This window comes from Shewanella sp. 125m-1 (assembly GCF_052977065.1).
Genome location: NZ_JBRILT010000062.1, coordinates 1 through 24,485, shown reverse-complemented (window position 1 = coordinate 24,485; position 24,485 = coordinate 1). Strand labels below are relative to the sequence as shown.

Annotated in this window: 17 protein-coding genes, 1 tRNA gene and 1 pseudogene; 17 read left to right on the top strand and 2 right to left on the bottom strand. The window is 44.1% G+C overall.

Going from position 1 to position 24,485, the window contains the following annotated elements; genetic code table 11:
• Positions 1-94 precede the first annotated feature (94 nt).
• The 5 genes from ACVBIK_RS19305 to ACVBIK_RS19285 all read left to right on the top strand — a co-directional run bounded on the left by ACVBIK_RS19305 (position 95) and on the right by ACVBIK_RS19285 (position 8,697).
• Positions 95-403, top strand: coding sequence for a tyrosine-type recombinase/integrase (locus ACVBIK_RS19305; protein WP_447170316.1), 309 nt, complete (start codon positions 95-97; stop codon positions 401-403).
• Positions 404-1,441: 1,038 nt separating this feature from the next.
• Positions 1,442-3,229, top strand: a complete 1,788-nt coding sequence (locus ACVBIK_RS19300; RefSeq protein WP_447170315.1) for an LVIVD repeat-containing protein — start codon at positions 1,442-1,444, stop codon at positions 3,227-3,229.
• 197 nt (positions 3,230-3,426) lie between these two features.
• Positions 3,427-4,665 carry a kynureninase gene (gene kynU / locus ACVBIK_RS19295; RefSeq protein WP_447170314.1) on the top strand — a complete coding sequence of 413 codons (1,239 nt, stop codon included), beginning with the start codon at positions 3,427-3,429 and terminating at the stop codon, positions 4,663-4,665.
• Positions 4,666-4,714: 49 nt separating this feature from the next.
• Positions 4,715-6,133 carry a sodium-dependent transporter gene (locus ACVBIK_RS19290; RefSeq protein WP_447170313.1) on the top strand — a complete coding sequence of 473 codons (1,419 nt, stop codon included), beginning with the start codon at positions 4,715-4,717 and terminating at the stop codon, positions 6,131-6,133.
• 230 nt (positions 6,134-6,363) lie between these two features.
• Entirely contained in the window at positions 6,364-8,697 is a 2,334-nt protein-coding gene (locus ACVBIK_RS19285; RefSeq protein ID WP_447170312.1) for a TonB-dependent receptor, read from the top strand.
• A 346-nt stretch (positions 8,698-9,043) separates the two neighbouring features.
• Here ACVBIK_RS19285 and ACVBIK_RS19280 read toward each other — a convergent pair whose 3' ends face one another.
• Complete coding sequence (locus ACVBIK_RS19280) at positions 9,044-9,988, bottom strand: LysR substrate-binding domain-containing protein (RefSeq protein ID WP_447170311.1); 945 nt, start codon at positions 9,986-9,988, stop codon at positions 9,044-9,046.
• 122 nt (positions 9,989-10,110) lie between these two features.
• Between ACVBIK_RS19280 and ACVBIK_RS19275 the strand changes: the two genes are divergently transcribed.
• From ACVBIK_RS19275 to gdhA, 11 genes are all read left to right on the top strand, one after another.
• Entirely contained in the window at positions 10,111-11,568 is a 1,458-nt protein-coding gene (locus tag ACVBIK_RS19275) for an alginate export family protein (RefSeq protein WP_447170310.1), read from the top strand.
• Between the two features lie 152 nt (positions 11,569-11,720).
• Positions 11,721-13,211, top strand: coding sequence for a 2-hydroxymuconic semialdehyde dehydrogenase (locus ACVBIK_RS19270; protein WP_447170309.1), 1,491 nt, complete (start codon positions 11,721-11,723; stop codon positions 13,209-13,211).
• Positions 13,212-13,220: 9 nt separating this feature from the next.
• Complete coding sequence (gene mhpD, locus ACVBIK_RS19265; protein ID WP_447170308.1) at positions 13,221-14,012, top strand: 2-keto-4-pentenoate hydratase; 792 nt, start codon at positions 13,221-13,223, stop codon at positions 14,010-14,012.
• A gap of 3 nt (positions 14,013-14,015) precedes the next feature.
• A complete protein-coding gene (locus ACVBIK_RS19260; RefSeq protein WP_447170307.1) occupies positions 14,016-14,993 on the top strand; it encodes an acetaldehyde dehydrogenase (acetylating) in 978 nt (325 codons plus the stop codon).
• The gene (gene dmpG, locus ACVBIK_RS19255) at positions 14,986-16,032 is read left to right on the top strand and encodes a 4-hydroxy-2-oxovalerate aldolase (protein WP_447170306.1); all 1,047 of its coding nucleotides are present in this window, start codon (positions 14,986-14,988) and stop codon (positions 16,030-16,032) included. Before ACVBIK_RS19260 ends, dmpG begins: the two co-directional genes overlap by 8 nt.
• Positions 16,033-16,054: 22 nt before the next feature.
• Positions 16,055-16,870 (top strand): 2-keto-4-pentenoate hydratase, encoded by an 816-nt coding sequence (locus ACVBIK_RS19250; RefSeq protein WP_447170305.1) that lies wholly within the window; start codon positions 16,055-16,057, stop codon positions 16,868-16,870.
• A complete protein-coding gene (locus tag ACVBIK_RS19245; protein WP_447170304.1) occupies positions 16,860-17,306 on the top strand; it encodes a RidA family protein in 447 nt (148 codons plus the stop codon). The genes ACVBIK_RS19250 and ACVBIK_RS19245 overlap by 11 nt, the downstream gene beginning before the upstream one ends.
• Positions 17,307-17,310: 4 nt before the next feature.
• Positions 17,311-17,853, top strand: coding sequence for a 3-hydroxyanthranilate 3,4-dioxygenase (locus tag ACVBIK_RS19240; protein WP_447170303.1), 543 nt, complete (start codon positions 17,311-17,313; stop codon positions 17,851-17,853).
• Positions 17,854-17,878: 25 nt separating this feature from the next.
• A complete protein-coding gene (locus tag ACVBIK_RS19235) occupies positions 17,879-18,868 on the top strand; it encodes an amidohydrolase family protein (protein ID WP_447170302.1) in 990 nt (329 codons plus the stop codon).
• Between the two features lie 310 nt (positions 18,869-19,178).
• Positions 19,179-19,269: transfer RNA gene (locus ACVBIK_RS19230), tRNA-Ser, on the top strand.
• A gap of 574 nt (positions 19,270-19,843) precedes the next feature.
• Positions 19,844-21,187 (top strand): NADP-specific glutamate dehydrogenase, encoded by a 1,344-nt coding sequence (gene gdhA, locus ACVBIK_RS19225; RefSeq protein ID WP_447170301.1) that lies wholly within the window; start codon positions 19,844-19,846, stop codon positions 21,185-21,187.
• A gap of 99 nt (positions 21,188-21,286) precedes the next feature.
• On the opposite strand, the gene traF is transcribed toward gdhA, so the two are convergent.
• Positions 21,287-22,483, bottom strand: coding sequence for a conjugal transfer protein TraF (traF, locus tag ACVBIK_RS19220; RefSeq protein WP_447170300.1), 1,197 nt, complete (start codon positions 22,481-22,483; stop codon positions 21,287-21,289).
• 351 nt (positions 22,484-22,834) lie between these two features.
• On the opposite strand from traF, the pseudogene ACVBIK_RS19215 reads away from it, so the two are divergent.
• Positions 22,835-23,533: pseudogene (locus tag ACVBIK_RS19215) on the top strand (aspartate/glutamate racemase family protein).
• The last annotated feature ends 952 nt before the right edge of the window (positions 23,534-24,485 follow it).

Genomic DNA, 24,485 nt, shown 5'->3' with positions numbered 1-24,485 from the left:
CGGACTGTCTCCAATGAAGTTTGAAAAGCAGTATTATGAGAACTTAGAAAGTGTCTAGAAAACTAGGGGCTTACCAAGGAGACTTAACCGTGGGATGAATCCGTATTGCAATGAGGCCAAACAACCTTTGTTTATCAACCCATCAACGCGAAAGGCCTTTTCAGGCTCGAAAGGGCTATATAATGCGGTGAAGCGAGAGTTTATTCGTATGGGTTTAAGCTTTCATGGTGCTCAGGCGTTTAGACATACATTTGCAACGCGTAGTGTCAGTGTCGGCATTAATTTTGAGGAGGTAGCCAAATATCTTGGCCACTCTGATATTGATATGGTTCGCAATCGCTATACAGATAAAGAGCGTCTTGTTGTCGGGCTTGGGCAAGAGCATCTTTTCAACCAGCTGTAATATCCAAACGATAGGTTGGAGCTGAACCTATCGTAACCGATGTATACCTCACAGCGCTTTATACTCAAAATGGATATCAATTGCAAAGCATTGAAGCGTGATGACTAGAGCAGTGCTCAGGCAAGCATCGTCATAGTCAGAAGCAAAGCCCTTTGGACATACTGATTTAAAATGGCACGAAATCATTAATCGATGAATAGAGTCACTTAGCTGGGTAAAGCTGCGCATTTTTAGCATGGCATCATCTTTATGAATGGATAAACGTGGAATTTGTCAAAAAATGCTTTACTTCGCTTAGAAGTCTAACCTTACCGACCCGTTGCAATAACAGGTAGCGCAACATTACTCTCATACGTTACCCACCCTAAGTTTGTACGTTATTCGTTCAAGCTTGTTAGCTATTTCCTTTTTGATAAAAAACCTGTGCCACTAATGACATGAGTTTCACTCAACATGTCGATTTTTTATGGATTTTCATCTGGAGTAAATTCGAAGGCTTGTTAGCTGTCACGAAGTGGTGTAACATTTCGACACTAATTGTTGAGTTCAACATGCAAAAGTAAAGCTTAAGTCGCTGTTTTTAAACGTTATTCTGAAATGGTGGATAGTGTTCAAATCCCTATCCCTCCGCCACATTCAAGATGAAGGGCTTCCAGTAATGGAAGCCCTTTTTCGTATGTTCAAATAAAAGCTGAACCCCTGGTTCCTATGGTTTAGAACCAGCTATCCCATCCGCCACATTAAGAAAAAACCGCTATTTGTAGCGGTTTTTTTGCTATCTGAGATTTATAAAGTTGAACACTAGGGTTCCTATTATTTAAAGCCAGCTATCCCTCCGCCTTTCTTTTAGATAAAGGTTTTCCAATCTTTATGGCATGGAGAGGGAATTTTTTCCTTCTATGTATGTTCGTTATATCTAAACTGTTATGGCAGGTTGAACAATTGTTATTATATGGCTTCTAATAGCCAGTTTACACTGGCTTTGATATTTACCATGCACAATTCAACGGATCGTTGCATTCAAGAAGGAGCTTCATCATGCTTGTAACTAATAAAATAACCACAAAGAGCAAGCTATGCTCATTGTTATCGGTAACTTCTCTTGCATGTCTTTTCACATTCCCGGTAAATGCGGCAACTGAACAGCCTGATAATATTAAAGACAAATGGCTAAATCGAGTTGTTGAAATCACCGGAAACCATCAAGCCTTGAAACCCGAGAAAGGCAGTTATGGGATGCAAAAAGACGGTAGTTTTATTCATCCTAGTGCAACCTATCACACCTATGAAAATAACTCCTTCGATGGCATGTTAAACTATTGGGATAATAAGCAGTATATTAAAAATATGACGGTTGAAGCTTATTACCCTATCACCGTAGAGCCATTTCATACATGGCAAAATATTGTCGACTTTGATGGTCGTCGTTATCTTTATCAGTATGTGCGCCGAGAACTTAAAATTTTTGATATTACCGATGTGAAAAAGTTAAAGCTTATCCATACTCGCGGTAAACAGTGGGGGCCAAATGGTCCAGAAGGAGAGGAAGTTAACCCTTATTCCGAAGATGATATGTTTGGGGCGGCATCAATACAATGGAGCGATGCCCGACAACAGTATGTAATGGTGCAGTCCTTTGAGATCCGCAGGTTTGGTTTGCTAAAAGACAAATTTACCCAGCCTGATAAAGTTAACGAAATCCGCAATGCTGAACACCTCAAGGGCTTTAAAGTGTATGAAATGCGGGGGCCATTACCTAAAGATTGGGTGTTGTTAGCAGAGCGTACTACAGACATCAATAATCCGGATGCTCCAGTGGGTAAGCAGCAGGGCTCCGGGGTGCGAGATATTCCTGCATGGTTTGGTGGCGATACTATGTTTGTCGCAGCAGCCCCTGATGCCAGTTATGGCTTAACTGAGTATGGTAATGATCTATATTCCGCAGGATACCAATCATGGGATATGTCCAACCCTGCGGATCCAAAGTTTTTACAGCAATTATCAGTTCCAGGGCAAATTATACTTGATAAACAGCATGAGTCTGCATATTTAGCCAATAAACGAGCTGGAAACCGGACCTCTTGGATGGGCGCTCGGATGTCTTTGTTTATTCCAACTCCCGTTGAGGAGGGGGGGAAGTACGGTTATGCCGCAATGGGAGGTTTAGGCTTTTATGTGGTAGACATTTCTAACCCCGCAGATATGAAGGTTGTCAGTCATCTTAACTTTGAACCTAGTGTAGCGGGTACCGAAGGCGACTTTATTGACGTTTCTCAAGTTGAACAAACAGGGATTGTCTATTTTAGTGGTTACCCATTGAATGAAGATTGCTTTGAACCTTATAAAGACGTGCATATGATCGATGTGAGTAATCCTAAGCAACCGATTAAGATAGGGGTACTGCCGCGCCCTAAGCCGCCAGTCGACGCTAAGTTTACTGATTTTTGTCAGCGAAAAGGCAGTTTTGGGCCTAAAAGAACCGGTTACTATACTCAGCCTGGGCAATCTAAGGCGGGGATATTACCTTTTAATTTCTACAATGCAGGCTTACAGGTATTTGATGTTTCGGATACGAGTAAGCCACAGATCACAGCATACTTTGTACCGCCATTTGCCCAAGATAAAGTACCTGAGTTTGCCATGGGCAACTTATCTCATGCTGTATACGTAGAATATGATCGTAATATTTTCTGGTTATTTACCAACCATGGGATCTATGCACTGTCGAGTCCGGTGTTGGGTGCTCCACACTTAACCGCACCCTTTCAGTCATGGCCTAAAAAACCGGCGGTATCGATATCCGATAAAGGAGTGTTAGCACACTAATTTACCCATAGTGTCGAATGCTATTAATTGCGGCCCTTGCGGCCGTTTTTTGCTTTCGTCACGCCCGCACTATATTGTTTTTGTTATACCTGTTGACAGTAATGTTATTTTTAAGTTAAAAGTTGGCTGGTTAGTATCCAATAATAATCATAAAAATAAAGACGTTATTTAACGTTTTATATTGGAGAGCAGTCAATATGAATATCCTTAGTAGACAAGATTGTGAACGCCTTGATCTAGATGACCCCCTCGCATTGTTCCGTGATGAATTTCAGCTCCCAGCTAATAGTATCTACCTTTGTGGTAACTCTCTTGGTGCAATGCCTAAAGCTGCATTATCTGTAGCGTCAAAAGTAATCACGGAGCAGTGGGGGGCTGATTTAGTAAAAAGCTGGAACCAGCATAGTTGGTTTAGCATGGCAGGTGATTTGGGTAACTTATTAGCGAAAACAATCGGTGCAGCCCCTGGAGAGGTCGTCATGACCGACTCCACCAGTATCAATCTTTTCAAAGTTGTTTCAGCGGCGCTAACTTTGCAGCCTCAACGCTATAAAATCTTGATGGAAGGCAGTAATTTCCCGACAGATAACTACATCGTACAGGGACTATTAAAGTTGCTGGGCGAGCGTTATGAAATTGTATTTGCTGAGGGCGATGAAATTATCAGTGCGATAGATGAGTCAATTGCGGTGGTGTGTTTAACCCAAGTTCATTATAAATCAGGGCGTGTGCTTGATATGAAAGTCATCACTCAGCGCACGCAAGCGGTAGGGGCTATATCGGTTTGGGATCTTTGTCATAGCGCGGGAGCGATGGATATTGACCTTAACAGTTGCAATGTAGATTTTGCTATTGGCTGCACCTATAAATACTACAATGGTGGCCCAGGGAGTCCAGCTTTCATCTATGCGGCCAGTCGTCATCACGGTAAAGGCTTACAGCCATTAACTGGTTGGTGGGGTCATCAAGCTCCGTTTATTTTTGAACGGGATTATCGACCTGCAGATGGTATTACACAAATGCTAACGGGTACCCAACCCATCATAACGATGGCGGTTTCTAAGGTCGGCATCGAAATTTCTTCTCGAGCTAATATCCTGCAAGTCAGGCAAAAGTCATTAGCGTTAGGAGATATCTTTCTACAGTTGTTAGAAACACACTGCGCGGAGTATGGCTTTGAGGTGATATCACCAGCAGATAACACTCGAGGCAGCCAAGTGGCTCTGCGCCATGAACAAGGTTACGCCATCATACAGGCGCTTATCGATCAAGGGGTGATCGGTGATTTCCGCGCCCCTGATACTCTTCGCTTTGGACTGACACCTTTATATATCCGTTACGTTGATATTTGGGATGCCGTTATGGCGATTAAATCCATTATGAGTGAGCAGCTCTGGCAGCTTGATAAATATCATCAACGCCAAGCCGTCACTTGATTTAAATCCTCAGGTACTGATGTTAATTTAATATTTAAAGGGATTTAGTATGTCATATACAAGTATATCAACTTCAAGCCAACCCGCTTCCGCAAGCTTGAATAGCGGTCATGAACAATGGTCATCTAAGGCGGGATTTATTATGGCCGCGGTGGGGTCTGCTGTCGGTCTCGCCAATATATGGCGTTTTCCCTACGCCGCCGGCGAAAATGGCGGTGGCGCATTTGTATTTGTTTATATCCTCGCAATTTTGGTCGTAGTACTGCCAATCTTAATGGCAGAGTTGTTAGTTGGCAGACGCGGCCAATTAAGTCCTCCTAATGCGATTGCTCGGGTTGCGCAAGAAGCTAAAGCTTCTGGCCATTGGCGTTGGATGGGGCTGTTTGGGGTGGTTGCTGCGATCGTTATTTTTGGTTTCTACTCTGTGGTCGGAGGGTGGACTCTTGCCTATGTGTTTGAGTCTGGCTCTGGACGGTTAACGGGGTTAGATCAAGCAGCGATTGAGCAAACCTTTGATGGGATTAATGCCAGCGCCTCGCAGCTATTTGTTTGGGCAACTAGTTTTTTGGTCATCACGGTAATGGTGTCAGCTAAGGGCGTTCAATCGGGTATTGAGCGCGCGGTAAAGTTGCTTATGCCGGTGTTGTTTATATTGCTGATAGTGATGGTGATCTATGCTGGGATCACGGGTGACTTTCTAAAGAGCCTCAAATTTTTGTTTGTACCTGACTTCTCTAAGATCACAACTGAGGTGATTATTGAAGCGATAGGTCAAGCTTTCTTTTCAATTGGCGTAGGGATCACTAACTTGATGGCTTATGGGGCTTACCTTAACCGGAAAACCTCAATCCCTAAAGCCTCTATGGTGATCATTAGTGCTGATACCTTGATAGCTTTATTAGCCGGGATGGCTATTTTTCCGATTGTTTTCGCCATCGGACTTCCACCAACTGGCGGCCCTGGCTTAGTGTTTATGGCCTTACCGTACGCATTTGGTCAAATGCCGGGAGGCGTCATTATTGGACCGGTCTTTTTCTTATTACTGTTTTTTGCGGCATTAACTTCGGCTATTTCGATGATGGAGTGCGCAGTGGCATGGCTACGTGAGAAAGCGCAAATGCGCCGCGGGACTGCTGCAATTGCCGTGGGCATGGTCAGTTGGCTGTTGGGATTATTGTCGGTGTTGTCCTTCAATATATTGTCTGATGTTTACCCATTAGGCTTCATTGAAATCTTCCAGCAGAAAACATTTTTCGACTTATTTGACTACTTCATCACCGCGATGATGATGCCATTATGCAGCATCTTTGTCGGAATATTCGTCGGTTGGGTTTTACCTAAAGCGATCACGGCCGATGAGTTAGATGCTGTGCAAGCACCATTGGCTTACCGAGTGTGGAGGCTACTGGTACGCTACATTGCACCGCTAGGCTTAGGGGTTGTGTTTATCTCAATGCTCAGTGCGTAACGGCACAACTAGCAGGTACTCGCCAATAACCCATGGCATCGTTATCCAATGTCATGGGTTTTTTATTGTCCATATTCTTATTGATATAACGTTTAAAATATAACAGTTGGCAAAAGATATATTTCTAACCTTAGTCCTACTCCCTTAGGTTGAATGAAACGGTGAGTAAATTTTATGCAGCTTCTCATCTAAAAAACTATAACAACGGCCAAGGTTGAGGGAGCAAACACATGAATCATTCGGCAAATATTCAACAAGCTAGAATTAGTCGACATTTTCAACAGAGAATGTCACCTATCTCACTTGCGATATTATTAGCGCTAGGGGCTAATCAGCAGGTGTTCGCACAAGGCTCGGAGGCACAAGCTGAAGAAGTCAGCACTAAAGGTATTGAAGTTATTGAAGTCAAAGCAAGACACAGAGTTGAAAGTCTGCAATCGACTCCAATTGCGATTACTGCTTTTGGTGCCGAACAAATGAAGGAATCAAAGATTGAGGGCCTAAATGACATCGCTGAACGAACACCGGGTTTTCAAATGAATGCTTATAGTGCCGGTGAGCCAGAGCTATTTATGCGTGGTATTGGTAGTGATATCGAGAGTGCTGGAGCCGCTGCGGCTATTGGCATGTATGTCGATGGCGTTTATGTCTCACGTGGTACCGCAGCTGCGATGGATCTGTTTGACTTACAAAGTGTTGAGGTATTACGTGGCCCACAGGGGACGTTGTACGGCAAGAATGTAGTAGGGGGAGCAATTAACTTTATTACCCGCCGGCCTGATTTTGGCGATGCCACTGGCAGCGCCGAGTTGACCTTCGGCAATTACGGACTTTGGGAAACCAAAGGGTATGTTACCGGCGGCTTGTCAGACTCTGTTGCAGGTAAAATAGCTGTCAGTGCCGTTTCTCGTGATGGCTATGGTGAAAACACCTTTACTGGAAATGATGCCGATGACCTAAGTCGTTATTCAGCTCGAGGGCAGCTATTGTGGGAAGCCAGCGCTGATCTAGAGTTACTATTTACGGCGGGAGCCTCAACATCGGATGGTACACCAAGGGTTAAACACATTGGTTATAGTGAAGGTCGAAATGCCGCATTTATTAGTGATGATCCTCGTCGAGATGATAACAGTGTTGATGGCTTTGAGAATGCCGATAGCTATAATTTTAGTGTGCAACTGGATTGGTTCACTGATTTCGGCGCGTTAACGTCGATTACGGCAATGCGTAGTAATGAGTATGATTTTTATGAAAATGCTGCCGCAGGTTTAGTTGATCGTACTCAAGTGTTTGATCCTTGGGGAGACCCTACAGATAACACCGTTGGTTCTGATGAGGAACTGGCGTTGATGCAGCCCGATGATGAATGGTTGTCACGGAAAAAAGAGTCGTCAAAGCAATACTCGCAAGAGGTTCGCCTTTCAGGTGATGACGGTAACTTTACTTGGTTAGGTGGTGTATTTTGGATGCGTGAAGATATCTCGCGCTATGAAGATGTGGACTATTGGTTCCATACTCAATGGGGGACCACGGCTGGTAATGTGGCTAACACCACTGAAAATGTTTCCGATAGCTATGCTGTTTTTGGACAAATTGCTTACGATTTTACCGATGATTTAACCATAACCGCGGGCCTTCGCTGGAGCCAAGATGATAAAACATTTGGTGGGGCAGCTTGGGGGAGACGATTTGATAATTGGGATAATTTACATGAGGATCTTAATGGTAATAGAGTTGAGCGCTATGATTTTGAAACCGAAGGTTCATGGTCTGAATGGACGCCAAGCCTCAATGTAGAGTACCAGCTCACTGCCGATGTGTTTTTATACTATTCACTTGCTAAAGGTTATAAGGCTGGTGGGTTTAACGGCGAGGGAATGGAAAAGGCGATTGAAGCGATAACGCCGTTTAAACCTGAAATTGCGTGGAACAATGAAGTTGGTTTTAAAACTCAAGGCTTTGATGATACGGTTCGCCTCAACGGTGCTATTTTCCATACCGAATACACCGATATTCAAAATCAAGTATGGGTAGAAACTGGAGAACACACCCCCCCGAATCTACAGGTTATGAATGGTAGCGGTCGTGCCCAAGGCCTAGAGTTGGAAGCAACAGTGCTTGCGACGGATAACTTGTCATTTAATCTAGGTTATGGATATTTAGACGCTAAATTTACCGAAGATCTGATTGTTGATGATAGCAATCTTAATGGAAATAAAATGCGTCGAACTCCGGAGCACATGTTTAATATTTATACAACTTATGCGTGGGAGTGGCAAAGCATGGGCGATGCTAGCGTGAACTTGAATTATCAGTACCAAACTGATTACTTCTTTGACAACTCAAATAACCCTTTGACCAAGGTTGACGCCGAATACTCTGTAGATTTAGTGATCATGTTACGTGATTTCAATGATTTGTGGAGCGTGCAACTTTGGGGTAAAAACTTAACCGATGAGCTTAATATAGGTTCAACTACGCTTTACTCTGCTTGGGATGATACGGTATATAACGCGTATAAAGCCCCAAGGACTTATGGCGTAAGTGTGACCTATAACTTTTAAGTATACGGTCCTATACCAATCACACCTTTAGTATGATTGGCATTAATAAAAAGGTGCATTTTGCGCCTTTTTTATTGGCTGGGGTTTATGCTGATTGTACGGGGGAACTGTTCAGCTCTGATCTAAGTGTGCTTTTAAAGGCCCTGTACTGCGTCAGTTGCTCTCAATATTTGACTGAATAGACTTAGCATGTCGTACAGGCACGACTGAGTGGTTTAGGAGACAGAGCAACCTTGGAGATGTTACCTAGCATGACTTAGCCGAGAATATTGAATAACTCCAATTGTCCCCTAAGTGACAGGGCGCTCAGCTTTCACTGAGCGATTAAATCCTGATACATTAGTTATCAATCACCAATGGCATCAGCTTCGATGCGCAGCGCGTTGAGTAAGCTGTGGCACACTGGAGGTAACTCGCGGTTTGCTTTAATAGTGATGCCAATTGCCCCTGGATCACAATGTAAATCAATAGGCAATCGCTTTAATATACCGACAGTTTCATAACTCTTGATCACTTCGTTGGGTAAAATTGAAATCATATCGGTTTCTTGCAGTAGGGTACGGTTAGCTAGTATAGAAATAGATTCTGTGGCATTGGCTGGTACTATTAAGTTTTCGCGATGAAATAAATCCTCAATTTCTCGACGTAATAAGGTTTCTTTAGGCGGTAAAATCCACTCATACTGCAGTAAATCAGTCAGTGATAAGGCGCTCTGCTGCTGAGCGGGATGATCGGCCCGTGCAACCAATGAGAATGGGTCGTGATATAGCATTTCATTCTGTAGCTGTTCTTCATCATTGATTTCCGAAATACGGCCAACGACTAAATCGATATCATTGATTTTCAAAGCAGACATTAATTTGTCGGCGGTTCCTTCAACGATCACAACAGACACATTGGGACACTCGCGTTTTAATCTGGCAATCGCTTTAGGCAATAATATGGCGCTAGCGGCCAGTAAAGTACCGATAGTGACACGGCCAGATAAACCACCTTGAAGTGATGACAGTTCTTCGCTGGCATGTTTAACTTGCGAGAGAATTAATTTGGCATGTTTGATCAGAACATCTCCAAATAAGGTGGGGGTTACACCACGAGATGAACGATCAAATAGCTTAATTTCTAATACATCCTCGATATCTCTGATGATCTTAGTGGCAGCAGGCTGCGCCATATTGAGTATTTGCGCCGCGCGAAAAATATTTCGCTCTTCTCCCACAGTCACTAATAACCTTAAGTATTTAAACTTTAGTCGTGAAAGCAGATGCCGTTCTAAGTTATTAGGTCCCATTAAAATCTACCGCTGATTACTGTTGTTATTACGTTATATTAAGTTTGCTATAGTGTGAAGGCTAACTGTTATTTTTTTTATATGCTTGGCCTTTGTAAGCTGTTGACCATAATTGAAAGCTCATGAGGTCAGACGTGCTCGAAGGCAAGTTAATAAGAACAATATGTGCAGTCACTCTGCTTTTGGTGGGCACGAATACGGCTTTTGCGTCAACCAATGAAACTGTTGCGACCGAAGAGATGGTTAAGCTTTTTGAAAGTGGTGACGATATTCAATCTTTGTTGCCATTTTCAGCGCAGAATCTGATTTATGCTGATGTCGATCGCTACCCTTTGTTGAGTTGGGGGGGAGAATGGGTGACTCAGGCTGGGAGTAAACCAAGCGGTGAGTTAGATCGCGATATTCAAGAGACTCATTATTTTGCCAATGAAGTTAAACTTGGACTTAATCTAGATGTAAATCAGTATATTGGCTCATATATTGATTTGGTATGGCAGCGTACTTTTTATGCTGAACAAGCATCAGGTGTGGGGTCACTTGCCATTGAGTCAGCTTACGTGAGTTTTTCCGCTCAACAACAGAATCTGCAACTGCGTCTGGGTCGGCAATACTATGAAGATAGCCGTGGTTTTGTGTTTCACGATAGTCTCGACGGTTTACATGGCGATGCGAGTGTTAGTTGGCATACATGGCAGTGGCAATTGCGATTGGCCGTTGCTAAGCATCAATGGATATCGAACAATTTACTGACCAAGCAGGAGAGTAATGGTGATAATTACCAATTTCTTCAAGCCTCAACAAACAGGCGCAGTCACAATGGTGCAGTGTATTTACTCAATCGCTATCAGCAATCTAGCCTCAATGCTGAACAGCACGAACAGGTGCTGCACACTGGTCTGCGTGGCTACGGTGTTTTCGATGCGGTGACAATCGGAGAGCAACCCTTTGCGTATTGGTATGAATGGATCTACGCCTCTGGTAGTGCTTGGCAAGATAACTCGAGTAGGCGAATTAAAGGGTTCGGCTTTGATTTAGGGCTGTTAATTCCAGTCGATCACTTGCTTAGCGCGGTCGACAATATCTTACCCACTACTTGGTTCACGGCTGGGGGAGATAATCGGCTCATTACCGCGTATGCCAGTGGCAGTGGTGACAAGGGCGGTGCGAATACAGATACTCGTTTCAGGCAGTCTGGCTTGCAGTTAAATACCGGCTGGCTTGGCAAAGGGGGGGCAAAGCTCAAATATTATGGCGAGATAGTCAAACCTGAACTCAGTAATATTAATATAACGACCTTAGGCGTTCGGTTTCGACCGACTGTTCAGTCATCCATAGAGTTGCTTTGGCATGATTATCAGCAAGATGTCCCTTCTGCATCTTTTTTTGGCTACGGTCTCAAAGCACTCCCTAACGGAATTGACTCAGATCTTGGTCAAGCCTGGGATCTGGTGTTGAGTTATCGCCATATTGACAATCTTGTTGTGGAGCTTGATTTTGCGTGGTTTCAACCGGGCAATGCTTTTTCTGCTGATAAACAAGATATTTATATGATCTATTCTGAATTAAGGTACTTTTTCTAGTCAGTTCACTCCTGAGCTTGTTATATGTTTTTTTATATTTCAAAGTCTAATTTTGTTATTTTCCTATTATGTCTCGACATCGTAGAGTGGAATCATCACTCGATAACACTTGGATCATCTTCGGGCTAAGTGTTCAATGTCAGGATGGAATTATGCAGCCAGGAAAGCCTACCCAAGTCCCCCATGCCGGAGGAATCTTAAAAAATTATATTAATGGTGAGTTTACCTGTGGTGAACAATATTTTGATAATGTAAACCCCGTCAATGGTCAGGTAATAAATCGAGTTAGTGAAGCGAGTCAAGCACAAGTCGATGCGGCTGTTCAGGCGGCTAAGACTGCACTCTCGGGTCGTTGGCAGCAATTTAGCCTAGAGGAGCGCTGCGCGATTCTACATCGTGTGGCAGATGGTATAGAAGCGCGATTTGATGAGTTTGTTGCTGCTGAAATGGCCGATACTGGTAAGTCGCTGACTCAAGCGCAAACTATTGATATTCCTAGAGCAGCAGCCAATTTTAGAGTGTTCGCCGATGCGGTTAAATCACAGTCAGCTGAATGCTTTCATACCGATACTCCTGATGGTCTTGGTGCGTTAAATTATTCAGTTAATAAGCCCCTTGGAGTGGTTGCAGTCATTGCGCCATGGAATCTACCGTTACTGCTTTTAACTTGGAAACTGGCTCCAGCCCTTGCAACGGGCAATACCGTGGTGATTAAACCGTCAGAAGAAACCCCTGCCACAGCGACGTTGCTGGCAGAAGTTATGGATGCTGTAGGGGTGCCAGCAGGGGTGTTTAATTTGGTGCACGGATTTGGTGATAATTCTACCGGTGCCATGCTGACCCAACATTCGCAGATTGATGCGGTTACTTTCACCGGCGAGTCACGCACTGGTAGTGCGATTATGCGAGCGGCCTCGGCTGGGGTTAAGGCATTGTCATTTGAATTAGGTGGTAAAAATGCGGCGTTAATTTTTGCTGACTGCGATTTTGAAGCCGCCGTAGCGGGAACTCGTCGCTCGGTATTTACTAATGGCGGCCAGGTGTGTCTCTGCACCGAGCGTGTTTATGTGGAACGGAGCATATTCGAGCGTTTTGTTGCTGCAATGAAGCAACAAGCTGAAGCTATTAAGATTGGTTGGCCTACAGAGGTTGATACCGACATGGGGCCACTGATATCGCATAAGCATCGGGATAAGGTGCTTTCCTATATTGCGGCGGCAAAAGCCGATGGTGCAAAGGTCATTTGTGGTGGCGGAGTTCCAAGCTTTGGTGATGAAAGAGATCTGGGCGCATTTGTTGAGCCGAGTATTTTTACCGGTCTGTCGGAAACCAGTCAGTTGCAGCGTCAAGAGGTGTTTGGTCCTATTTGTCATATCACTCCATTTGACTCTGAAGAGGAAGCTGTCGCGTTGGCTAATGACTCTGATTATGGCTTAGCTGCAACAGTATGGACTCAAGATTTATCCCGTGCCCACCGGGTCGCTCAACAAATGGATGTAGGCGTCGCTTGGGTTAACTCATGGTACCTCAGAGATTTAAGGACACCGTTTGGTGGGATTAAGTTATCAGGCGTCGGTCGTGAAGGCGGAGCACATTCATTAAGTTTTTATTCTGAGCCGATGAATATCTGCATTAAGTTATAAGGAAATATCATGTCTGATGAACAATTGCAGCAAATTGCCGCACAGTTACGACAAGCTGAAATGACCGGAGTTGCCTGTAAACCGGTACGAGAGCTACTCGCGAGCGGCGGTATTGACGCGGCTTATCAAGTTCAACAAATCAATGTTAAGCATTGGAAAGATCAAGGGCGTCGTGCTGTCGGTTATAAGATTGGCCTCACGTCAGCATCGGTGCAAAAGCAACTGGGGGTTGACCAGCCAGACTTTGGCGGACTCTACGCTGATATGGCCGTAGCCGATGGTGACGAGGTGCCATTTGGGCAGGTGTTACAGCCAAAAGTTGAAGCCGAAGTCGCATTAGTATTGGCTCATGATTTATCGATGTCATCGCCAACCATGGCCGACTTGATCCGTGCTACTGCATTTGTGCTGCCAGCAATCGAAATTGTAGGTAGCAGAGTAGAAAATTGGGATATCAGCATTTTAGATACGATTGCCGATAATGCCTCTTCTGGAATGTATGTACTTGGCAATATGCCGACCCAATTGCAAGACGTGGATTTACGTTTGTGCGGCATGGTGATGGAACGTAACGGTGAACCTGTGTCGGTGGGAGCGGGGCAAGCTTGTCTTGGCCACCCATTAAATGCTGCACTGTGGGTCGCACGGACGTTTGCTGCTCGTGGGCAAGGACTATGTGCGGGGGACACCATCTTAACCGGTGCATTGGGACCTATGGTAGCAGTGAATCCCGGCGATAGATTTGAAGCCAATATTGCGGGCTTAGGTTCTGTACGCGTTGGTTTTGGCAAGGAGGCGTAACACATGAAACAGCACCCAAATAAAGTCAAGGTAGCTATTATCGGTTCGGGCAATATTGGCACCGACTTAATGATTAAAATTTTGAACACCTCTGAGCAATTAACCATGGCGGCGATGGTGGGTATTGACCCCGATTCCGACGGGTTAGCTCGTGCTAAAGCCATGGGCGTTGCAACGACGAGTGAGGGCATCGATGGGTTAGTCGCTATGGATGATTTTGCGGATATAGAGTTGGTATTTGATGCGACATCGGCCCATGCACATCATCAACATAATGCCTTATTGCAACAGCATGGTAAGCAAGTGATCGATCTGACACCTGCCGCGATTGGCCCCTATACCGTCCCAGTCGTTAATATTGATGAGCATTTAGATAAAGGTAACGTCAACATGGTGACTTGCGGTGGGCAAGCAACCATCCCCATCGTCGCTGCAATAAGTCGTGTACTACCAGTGCATTATGCTGAAATTATCGCCTCGGTATCCTCTCGTTCAGCAGGGCCCGGTACTCGTGCCAATATCGATGAATTTACTCAAACAACGGCGCAAGCGATTAAGTCAGTTGGTGGTGCAGAGCATGGTAAGGCCATAATTGTCCTTAACCCTGCAGAGCCCCCAATGATAATGCGTGACACCGTATTTGCCTTTGCCGCGTTACCTGAGATACACGATAAAACAGAACAAGATATTGCAAATTCCATCGCTGTTATGGTAGCGGCCGTTCAATCATACGTTCCAGGATATCGATTAAAGCAATCAGTACAGTTTGAGCGTTTTGACCAAGCTCCGGGGCTTAAAATGCCTGACATTGGTACCTATATCGGCATCAAGATATCCGTTTTCTTAGAAGTTGAAGGCGCGGCACATTACTTGCCAGCTTACGCAGGGAATCTCGATATTATGACATCCGCTGCTTTAGGTACCGCCGAGCAAATCGCTTTATGTAAATTTATTCCCAATAGGAGCAACAAACATGGATAGAAAACTCTATATCCAAGATGTCACCTTACGGGATGGTATGCATGCCATCAGACATCAATACAACATTGAGCAAGTGCAAAGCATTGCTAAGGCTCTTGATGTCGCTGGTGTTGACGCCATAGAAGTTGCCCATGGTGATGGCCTTGGGGGGTCTAGCATGAACTATGGCTTTGGGGCGCATTCTGATCGGCAGTGGATCGAAGCGGCTGCCGATGTGCTGACCAAGGCAAAGCTCACCACGTTGATCTTACCCGGAATCGCAGTTAAGAAAGATCTGCAGTGGGCATGGGATGTGGGAGTGCGCTCGGTACGCGTAGCGACTCATTGCACTGAGGCCGATATTTCTCGCCAACATATTGAATATGCGCGTGAGCTTGGCATGGATACCTGTGGTTTTTTAATGATGTCGCATATGAATAGTCCACAACAGCTGGCGAAACAAGCCAAAATGATGGAGTCATATGGTGCGCAAGCCGTGTACGTAGTTGACTCAGGCGGCGCTATGAACATGGATGATGTGGCGGCTAGAGTCGATGCTTTTAAAGCGATTCTAGAACCCACAACGGAGATAGGCATCCATGCTCATCATAATTTGTCATTAGGTGTGGCGAACTCGATTGTTGCGGTACAGCATGGTGTTACACGAGTTGATGCGTCGTTGGCAGGAATGGGGGCTGGAGCCGGAAATGCACCTTTAGAAGTTTTTATTGCCGCGGCAGAACGCATGGGGTGGGATCATGGTTGCGAACTCTTTGGTTTGATGGATGCGGCAGATGACTTGGTCAGACCCATACAAGACAGAGTCGTACAAGTGGATAGAGAAACGTTATCGCTCGGGTATGCCGGTGTGTACTCTAGCTTTTTACGCCACGCAGAGAAAGCGGCCAAGTTGTATGGAATTGATACTCGTTCAATTTTAGTCGAACTTGGTAAACGAGCCATGGTGGGGGGGCAAGAAGACATGATAGTCGACGTTGCCTTAGATCTAGTGGAAAGAAAGCTTAAGCAGCCCCTCATACAGGATGTCGCTGAGGTTTAGCTCATCAAAATAAGGTCGCAAGATGAAATCGAATAATATTGAATGTATCAAAGAATTGGCTACGTTAGTCGACAATGCCGCAACTCAGGCATGTGCTATCACCCAACTATCAGCACAAGGGGCCTCATTATCTTTAGCGCAAGCCTATCAAGTTCAAGCAGCATCTGTCACTAAACGCATTGCCCGCGGTGAAGTGCAAGTCGGGATTAAAATGGGCTTCACCAGCCGTGCAAAAATGCTTCAAATGGGCGTTAATGATGTGATTTGGGGACCATTAACGGATGCGATGTTAATTGAGGAAGGGGCACCGTTGGATTTGTCTCGATTTATTCACCCGCGTATTGAACCTGAAATTGCATTTTTATTGAAAAAGCCACTCTCTGGAAAAATTAGCTTGCTTGAAGCTAGAGCCGCTGTTGAGGCGATAGCGCCAGCGTTGGAAATTATTGATTCACGCTATACGAATTTTGCATTCTCGCTGGAAGATGTTGTGGCTGATAACTGTTCATCTGCTGGAGTGGTATTGGGGCAATGGCATGCTGCTGATATTGACATTACCAATATCGGCATGGTGATGGAGTGCAATAGCCAAGCGACACAAATAGGTTCAAGCGCAGCGATACTCGGTAACCCTTGGCGCTCTTTAGTGGCTGCAGCCCGTTTAGCTGGAGAGGCCGGTATTGAATTGGCCGCTGGCAGCATTGTATTAGCGGGAGCCGCAACTGCGGCGGAGCCATTAACGGCTGGCAGTCATATTAAGTTGTTAACTGAAGCATTGGGCAGTGTTAGCGTTTCAACCTTGGTTGATGATATTGAGGTGGTAGCAGATGAAAAATAGTCAAGTGATTGCAGGAAAGGCACAGCCGAGGGGAACCTTTCCACACTTTAAGCGCGCAGGAGATTTGGTTTTTGTTTCAGGGACCAGCAGTCGTCGTGCAGACAATAGCTTTGAAGGGGTCGCCGTTGATGAGTTTGGGACTACAGAGCTTGATATCGAAGCGCAAACTCGTGCCGTGATCCGTAACATTGGCGAGATCCTTGAGTGTGCTGGTGGCAGCCTTGATGATGTAACTGAGATAAGTAGTTTTTTAGTCAATATGAATGACTTTGGCGGTTACAACCGCGTGTATAGCGAATACTTTGATGAAAATGGCCCAGCAAGGACAACTGTCGCAGTTCACCAGTTACCGCATCCACATTTGCTGATTGAGATTAAAGCCATAGCTTATTGCCCTGTAGCAATAGCACCGCAGACGACAACGAAAGGGATTTAGGATTATGACTACAGAATTGATTAGCAGCACCAGTAAATTGGTCGGATTTAATTTTCAACAATGGCTGCAAGAACATGAACACCTTCTTAAGCCGCCAGTCAATAATGCTTTGATCTGGGAAGATGCAGATTTAATGGTTACCGTTGTTGGTGGGCCTAACGCGCGTTTGGATTATCATGATGATCCGGTAGAAGAATTCTTTTATCAGTTTAAAGGTAACGCTTATTTACGGATCATGACCGCAAGTGGTCCAGAAGAAGTGCACTTAAAAGAAGGGGATATATTTTTGTTACCCCCTCATGTCAGGCATTCTCCCCAGCGACCTGAAGCGGGCAGCTTATGTTTAGTGATTGAACCGAAGCGAGATGCGGGCGACAAAGACGGCTTTGAATGGTATTGCCAAGAATGCCATACATTAGTGCATCGAATCGAAGTGCAGTTGGAAAATATCGCTACGGATCTCCCTCCTGTATTTGCTGAATTTGCCAATGATCCCCTGTTAAGAACCTGCCCTCAATGCGGGCTTATTCATCCTGCCGGTAAATAGCCGCTGAGCCAAAGAGGTCAACACAATGACAGTTGTAGATATGCACACTCATTTTATTCCTAAGCAATGGCCTGATTTAGCTGAAAAATTTGGTACCCCTAACTGGCCATGGATGCGACATATAGAGGCTGGTAAAGCAATGATAATGTTAGGGCAAGATGAGTATCGCCCAGTGTATCAAGCACTGTGGGACCCGAGTATCCGTCTTGAAGAGATGGACCGTGATGGTGTGGATATTCAAATCATGAGCGCCACGCCTATTTTGTTCAATTATGAAAGACCAGCAGCTCAAGCGGTAGAGTGTGCAGAGCTATTTAATGATCTTGCCTTGGAACTATGTCAATACAAACCAAACAGACTTAAGGCATTGGCACAGGTGCCACTACAAGATATTGATGCATCTTGTAAAGAAGCTTCCCGTGCGATGTCTAATGGTCATCTTGGGGTGCAAATCGGTAATCATGTAGGTAGTAAAAACCTGGATGATGAGGGCATTGTGACATTTTTACAGCATTGTGCCGCTGACAATATTCCAGTATTAGTTCACCCGTGGGACATGTTAGGCCGAGATCGTATGAGTAAGTATATGATGCAGTGGCTAGTTGCCATGCCAGCAGAAACTCACTTGTCGATTATGTCGTTAATTTTGTCCGGTGCATTTGAACGTATCTCCACGGATTTAAAGCTTTGTTTTGCTCATGGTGGTGGGAGTTTTGCTTATTTAATGGGACGTGTCGATAATGCTTGGCGTCATCGCGATATAGTGAGAGAGGATTGTCCTAATCTACCTTCATCTTATTTAAGTCGATTCTCGGTAGATTCAGCAGTATTTAGTGCGGATGCTTTGGCGCTTTTGATTAATGTGATGGGGGAAGACAAAGTGCTATTAGGATCTGATTCACCATTTCCACTAGGTGAACAAAAAGTCGGAAAGCTGGTTCGTGAGCAGTCGCTTTCAGAATATGGACGTGAGCGGATCCTTGGTGGTAACGCGATTGATTTTTTTAATATTTAACAGTCTATAAATAGTGAAGGATTTAATCTAATCGCGTGAGAAAACGGTAGTTTAGTATTTTTCATTTATGTCTCCGCAGAGGTATGCGAGTAGTGATTACTATAAAGCCTATACTTACCGAAGCCGTATCAAATACCCCACAGTTGGCTGTGGTATTACAAGGGTTAAGTGTTTTTAGACTTTGTTGATTTAAAGTCGGCTGGTTTTTAGACAGATAGCGGCTTAAATGTAGTTTTTTTCATATTATTACGCATTTGAATAAGATTAGGCTTTACATTATCGCGTACTCCCCCTATTATCTGCGGCGTTCGGAGGGATGGCAGAGTGGTCGAATGCACCGGTCTTGAAAACCGGCATGGGTTTATAGCCCATCTAGGGTTCAAATCCCTATCCCTCCGCCACATTTAGATGAGGCCCCAGCAGAAATGCTGGGGCCTTTTCGCATTTTGGAAGTACCACTTTGAACCCTAGGGTTCCTATTGTTTAAAGCCAGCAATCCCTCCACCACATTCAAGATGAAGAGCTACTCGAAAGAGTAGCCCTTTTTCGTATCTGCAATTTATAAACTTCTATAAAAAGGGGCATTGGAGTTCTGCTCCCTGAATTAACTAAGGTTATCTTCCCTGCGCACCATGGAGTGCTTGTTGGCTTAAATAGTTTGGTATAAGCAAGTATTTTAATCATTTTATGGCTTTCGCTGTCTTGCTATGTTTAGTGGCTGTGGTAAATCGTGCATATCTGTTCGATATTACGTCATTATTAATGATCTATCATTTTTGTGGCTCAATTATTAATGAATTCTTATTGCACTGACAGAACGTTTGATTTTCTTGAGGTGTAACACAGCTTCTGTAAAGTCTTGTATTAATTAACTATCAAATGCTGATATAAACCATTTCACAATATTAAGCTGCGGCATGTTTAGTGCCCAAAGCAGTAGCGATCTCAATTCTTTGTATACCCTGGAGCACCAAAATGAGCTGCGATATGACTCTTGATTGTTTTCTTTCGACCGTTGCTAAGCGTAACCCTAACCAGCCTGAGTTTTTACAAGCGGTAAAAGAAGTACTGACTTCTATTTGGCCTTTCGTTGCTGCGCGTCCAGAATACTTAAATGCCGGTATTTTAGAGCGTCTAGTTGAGCCTGAGCGTCTAATTCAATTTCGTGTTTCTTGGGTAGATGATAGCGGTAAGGTACAAGTTAACCGCGCTTTCCGTATCCAGCACAACTCATCTATTGGCCCATTTAAAGGTGGTATGCGCTTCCACCCGTCAGTTAACCAGTCGGTACTAAAGTTTTTAGCGTTTGAGCAAACATTCAAAAATGCATTGACGACTTTGCCAATGGGCGGCGGTAAAGGCGGTAGTGACTTTGATCCTAAAGGTAAGAGTGAAGGCGAAGTGATGCGCTTCTGCCAAGCATTAATGTTAGAGCTTCACCGCCACTTAGGTGCGGATACTGATGTGCCTGCAGGCGATATTGGTGTTGGTGCTCGTGAAGTCGGTTACATGACTGGCATGATGAAGAAGTTAACTAACAGTGCTGAGTGTGTGTTTACTGGTAAAGGTCTAACGTTTGGTGGCAGTTTGATCCGCCCTGAAGCCACTGGTTATGGTTTGCTATATTTCGTTGAAGCCATGCTAAAAGCTAAAGGCGAAAGCTTAGAAGGTAAAACGGTTACAGTTTCTGGCTCGGGTAACGTGGCGCAGTACGCAATTGAAAAAGCGATGGAGATGGGCGGTAAAGTGATTACTGCATCTGATTCAAGTGGCGTGGTATTTGATCCTGAGGGGTTCACCACTGAAAAACTCGCTAAGCTGATGGAAGTTAAAAATGAACGTCGCGGCCGTGTTGCTGATTACGCCCATGAAATGGGTCTAGAGTATGTGACTGGCGGTACGCCTTGGCAGTTTGCTACTGATGTGGCGTTACCTTGTGCGACTCAAAATGAGTTAGATGCAGAACATGCTGCAATGCTGATTGAAAATGGCGTGCAGATTGTTGCTGAAGGCGCCAACATGCCAAGTACTGCTGAAGCTATTACGTTAATGCATGAGGCTAAAGTATTGTTTGCTCCTGGTAAGGCTGCCAATGCGGGTGGTGTAGCAACTTCGGGTCTTGAAATGAGCCAAAATGCATTACGTTTAAGCTGGAGTCGTGAAGAAGTTGATATGCGCTTGCGCGACATCATGTACTCAATCCACGCTACATGTGAGCAATATGGTCGTGAAGATAGCCATATTAACTACGAGCTAGGTGCTAACGTAGCTGGTTTTGTTAAAGTCGCAGATGCGATGAAAGCACAAGGCGTTTACTAATTATTTGACTGACTAGTAGTAAAAAAAAAGGGCTTAATAGCCCTTTTCTTACTTTATAACGCAGCAGCTCAAGTCTTCGATTTTTCTATTGAAAGTAATTTAGAAAGTAAACGAAGTTTGTATTACCGCGCCTAATTCATTATCACTTGCGTAGCTAGCTGATAAATCAATATGGAAGACATCGAATGGTGATAAACCAATACCCGCGGTAACTTGATCAGCGAGGTTGTCAGACAAATCTGTTTGGTAGCCTGCGCGTAACTGTGCCCAATCAAAGGCATTAAACTCAACACCAATACCTGCCATCTGTTTGTTATCGGCGTCTGCATCTATACCATTCAAGGTACCTTCGATAACGTCATAACTTTTAGTTTCGTTTAACTCAACGTCAACTCCTACAGTAAAAAGCCTATGGTTATAGCTAGCACTGGCAATGTAAGTAGGGCTGATGACATACTCACCACGGACCCCTCTAGTCAAAGAAGTGTCATAACTGTTTTTAATGAGGTTTTTACCGACAAAGCCGAAAGCCAAGCCGTTATGTAATTGGTAGGCGAGACCAATATCTAGGTTTATGTTGCTCTCTTCAGTTTGGTATCTATCATCATCCCAGTCATCAAACTCGTAGTTTTCGATATCAGTTACGTAGTTAATAGTAGTGACTTGCTGATATTTAGGAGTAATACCGTAATAGAAAGTGCCGCGACTATGCTCATATGATTTCGCGAAGCTTACGCCTGTTTCTGCAATTAGCACGCCCATGGTGAGTGCTTGAGAGGTAAGTGAGCCATTATCGATGAGTTTATCTGTGTCTAAATCATCTTCAGCAATGTCTGCAAATACAAAAGCATCAGCATACGCTTTTACAAACATGCTGACTGAAACATATTCATTTGGGATAGCAACAGCTAGGCTCACGTTAGCTTGAATATTTGCTCGATTGCTTTGCAATTCTGCTAACGCATCAACTACCTGTTGAGCATCTTGCTCGGTTGGATTGTTAATACTACTGAATTGGTCATAGATATCAGAGAAGTTATCGGTTTTATCGATAATGTCTTGGCTGTCGTCAAGTTGTGCACCAATCGATGGGATTAGCACTCCAACGTCATCATCTTCACCGTATCTAGCGGCTAAAGCTGGGTTGTGAAAAGAAGCCGTTAAGTAGTCTGCTGTAGAAGCGCCAATGCCTCCCATTGCAAATGAGCGAGCGTCAAACGATTGCACTGCTGCTAATGAGTTTGCTGAAACTAGTGTTGCGATTAAAGTAGGAAGGAAAAGATGTTTCCGTGCCATGTAAAGTCCTTAAAATTATTGTTTTTGATTTTTTAACGGCAGGAAAGTACCACTTTATAGCGTTGAGGAATATGAGGCTGTTCAAGTAATCGCTATAAACTATATAAGAGGCTTAGCTGTTATTTTAATTTTGTAATTCATCTAAGTAATCCGCTGGCAAGTTAGTAATTATAATTAAGCGACTATTGAGTAGTGACCGACCAAAGAAAGCCCCCATTCATCATGATTAGTGAAGCTGAGATATTGGTCTTCAAAACCAGCTTGTGTGCTTGCGGAGGAGCCATTACATTCAAAATGGCACTAATGTATTTTTAGCGCGTGAGGCGCATTGCTGCAATCGGGAGTTATAAAGTGAAAACAATTGGCATGCTTGGTGGAATGAGTTGGGAATCTACAGCGAGTTATTACAAAGCGCTGAATGAAGGGGTAAAGGCTAAGCTTGGCGGACTACATTCCGCAAAAGTAGCTTTATATAGTGTCGATTTTGCTGAGATAGAAAAGTTACAGCATAAAGGGGAGTGGCATCAAACCGCCGAGCTCTTGAGTTGTGCTGCGCAATCAGTTGAAGCAGCTGGCGCAGATTTTCTACTTATATGTACTAACACTATGCACAAGGTCGCTGATGAAATACAGGCTAGTATCAATATTCCAATTTTGCATATAGCTGATGCGACAGCTAGTAAGTTGGTTGCCGATGGCGTTAAAAAGGTAGGGCTGCTAGGCACTGCTTTTACTATGGAGCAAGATTTTTATAAAAGCCGCTTACAAGACAGATATGCGATAAACGTGATTGTTCCTGAAGAGGCCGACCGTAAAGTAGTACATAGTATTATTTATGAAGAGCTATGCCGCGGCGTTATTTAGTCAAGCTCTCGTACACAATACTTAGCGATTATTGCTGCATTAGAAGCGCAGGGAGCGGAAGCTGTGATCTTAGGCTGTACTGAAATTGCATTACTTGTTCAGCAGCAAGATACCCATGTACCTATATATGACACTACAGAGATCCATGCAGCTAAAGCGGTCGAGCTAGCTTTAATGGGTAAGTAATAAAGGAGGCTCTCTATCTAGGGGACCATTACTTAATAGTGTATCGGCTACTAAACCGATATTGTCGCAACTAAGATGCCATCGCCGCATCAATCTTCGTTAGAGAGTAAGTTAAAGGTAAGGAAGGTAAAGACGGGTCTGTTAAAGTTGAGGACCGATTTAAATCTGCAGGTTCAACTCGTCAGCTTATATAGAAGCCGCAGTATAAGAGAGCTATAAAGCCGAGGAGATATTGTTTATATGGCGTGCTTGCCAAGCAATATCTACTTAAGCGGTCATAATTAAGTTTATTACTTACGTATTAGTGAACACAACCTAGCATCAGTAAACATGCTAGAAAGTCGATAAGCTTGATTCCATTGGTCTCTAGCGCATGTTTTTTATACTCACAATAGCGCGGCTGTGTATAACTCTGTGGGTATTTGGTGAGTATGATGTGCTTAAAAAAGCTTTTTCAAAAAACCTTAATTTTCTTTAAAAAAGCGCTTGCGCTCTTTTAAAATCTCCCTATAATGCGACCCCACTGACACGGCAAAGCAGGCCACCTACCAAGCGTTAAGCTAGATAGAACGGGACTTGCAGCGATGTTAGAGAGATTAACTTCTACGGAAATTAGCCTCAGGTGACAATCGCTTTAAGAGCTTCGGGTTTTGACTTCTGGTTAAGAAATCACCGCTTGAAAAACTTCTTAAAATAAGCGCTTGACGCCGACACTAGGAAGTGTAGAATACGCCTCCTCAGCCAAGCGACCTAAGCGTCTAAGGCGAAGTCTGAAAGACGACTTCACGCTCTTTAACAATATGACAAGCAAATCTGTGTGGACACTCACAGAGATTAAGTTATTCGAAATTGTCTACTTCTTTCTAGTAAAGAATGAGGCAATCAAAAAATTACTTAATGAATGAGTGTTCATAGCAATATGTAATACAGAATTCGTTGAGCCGCTGATTTA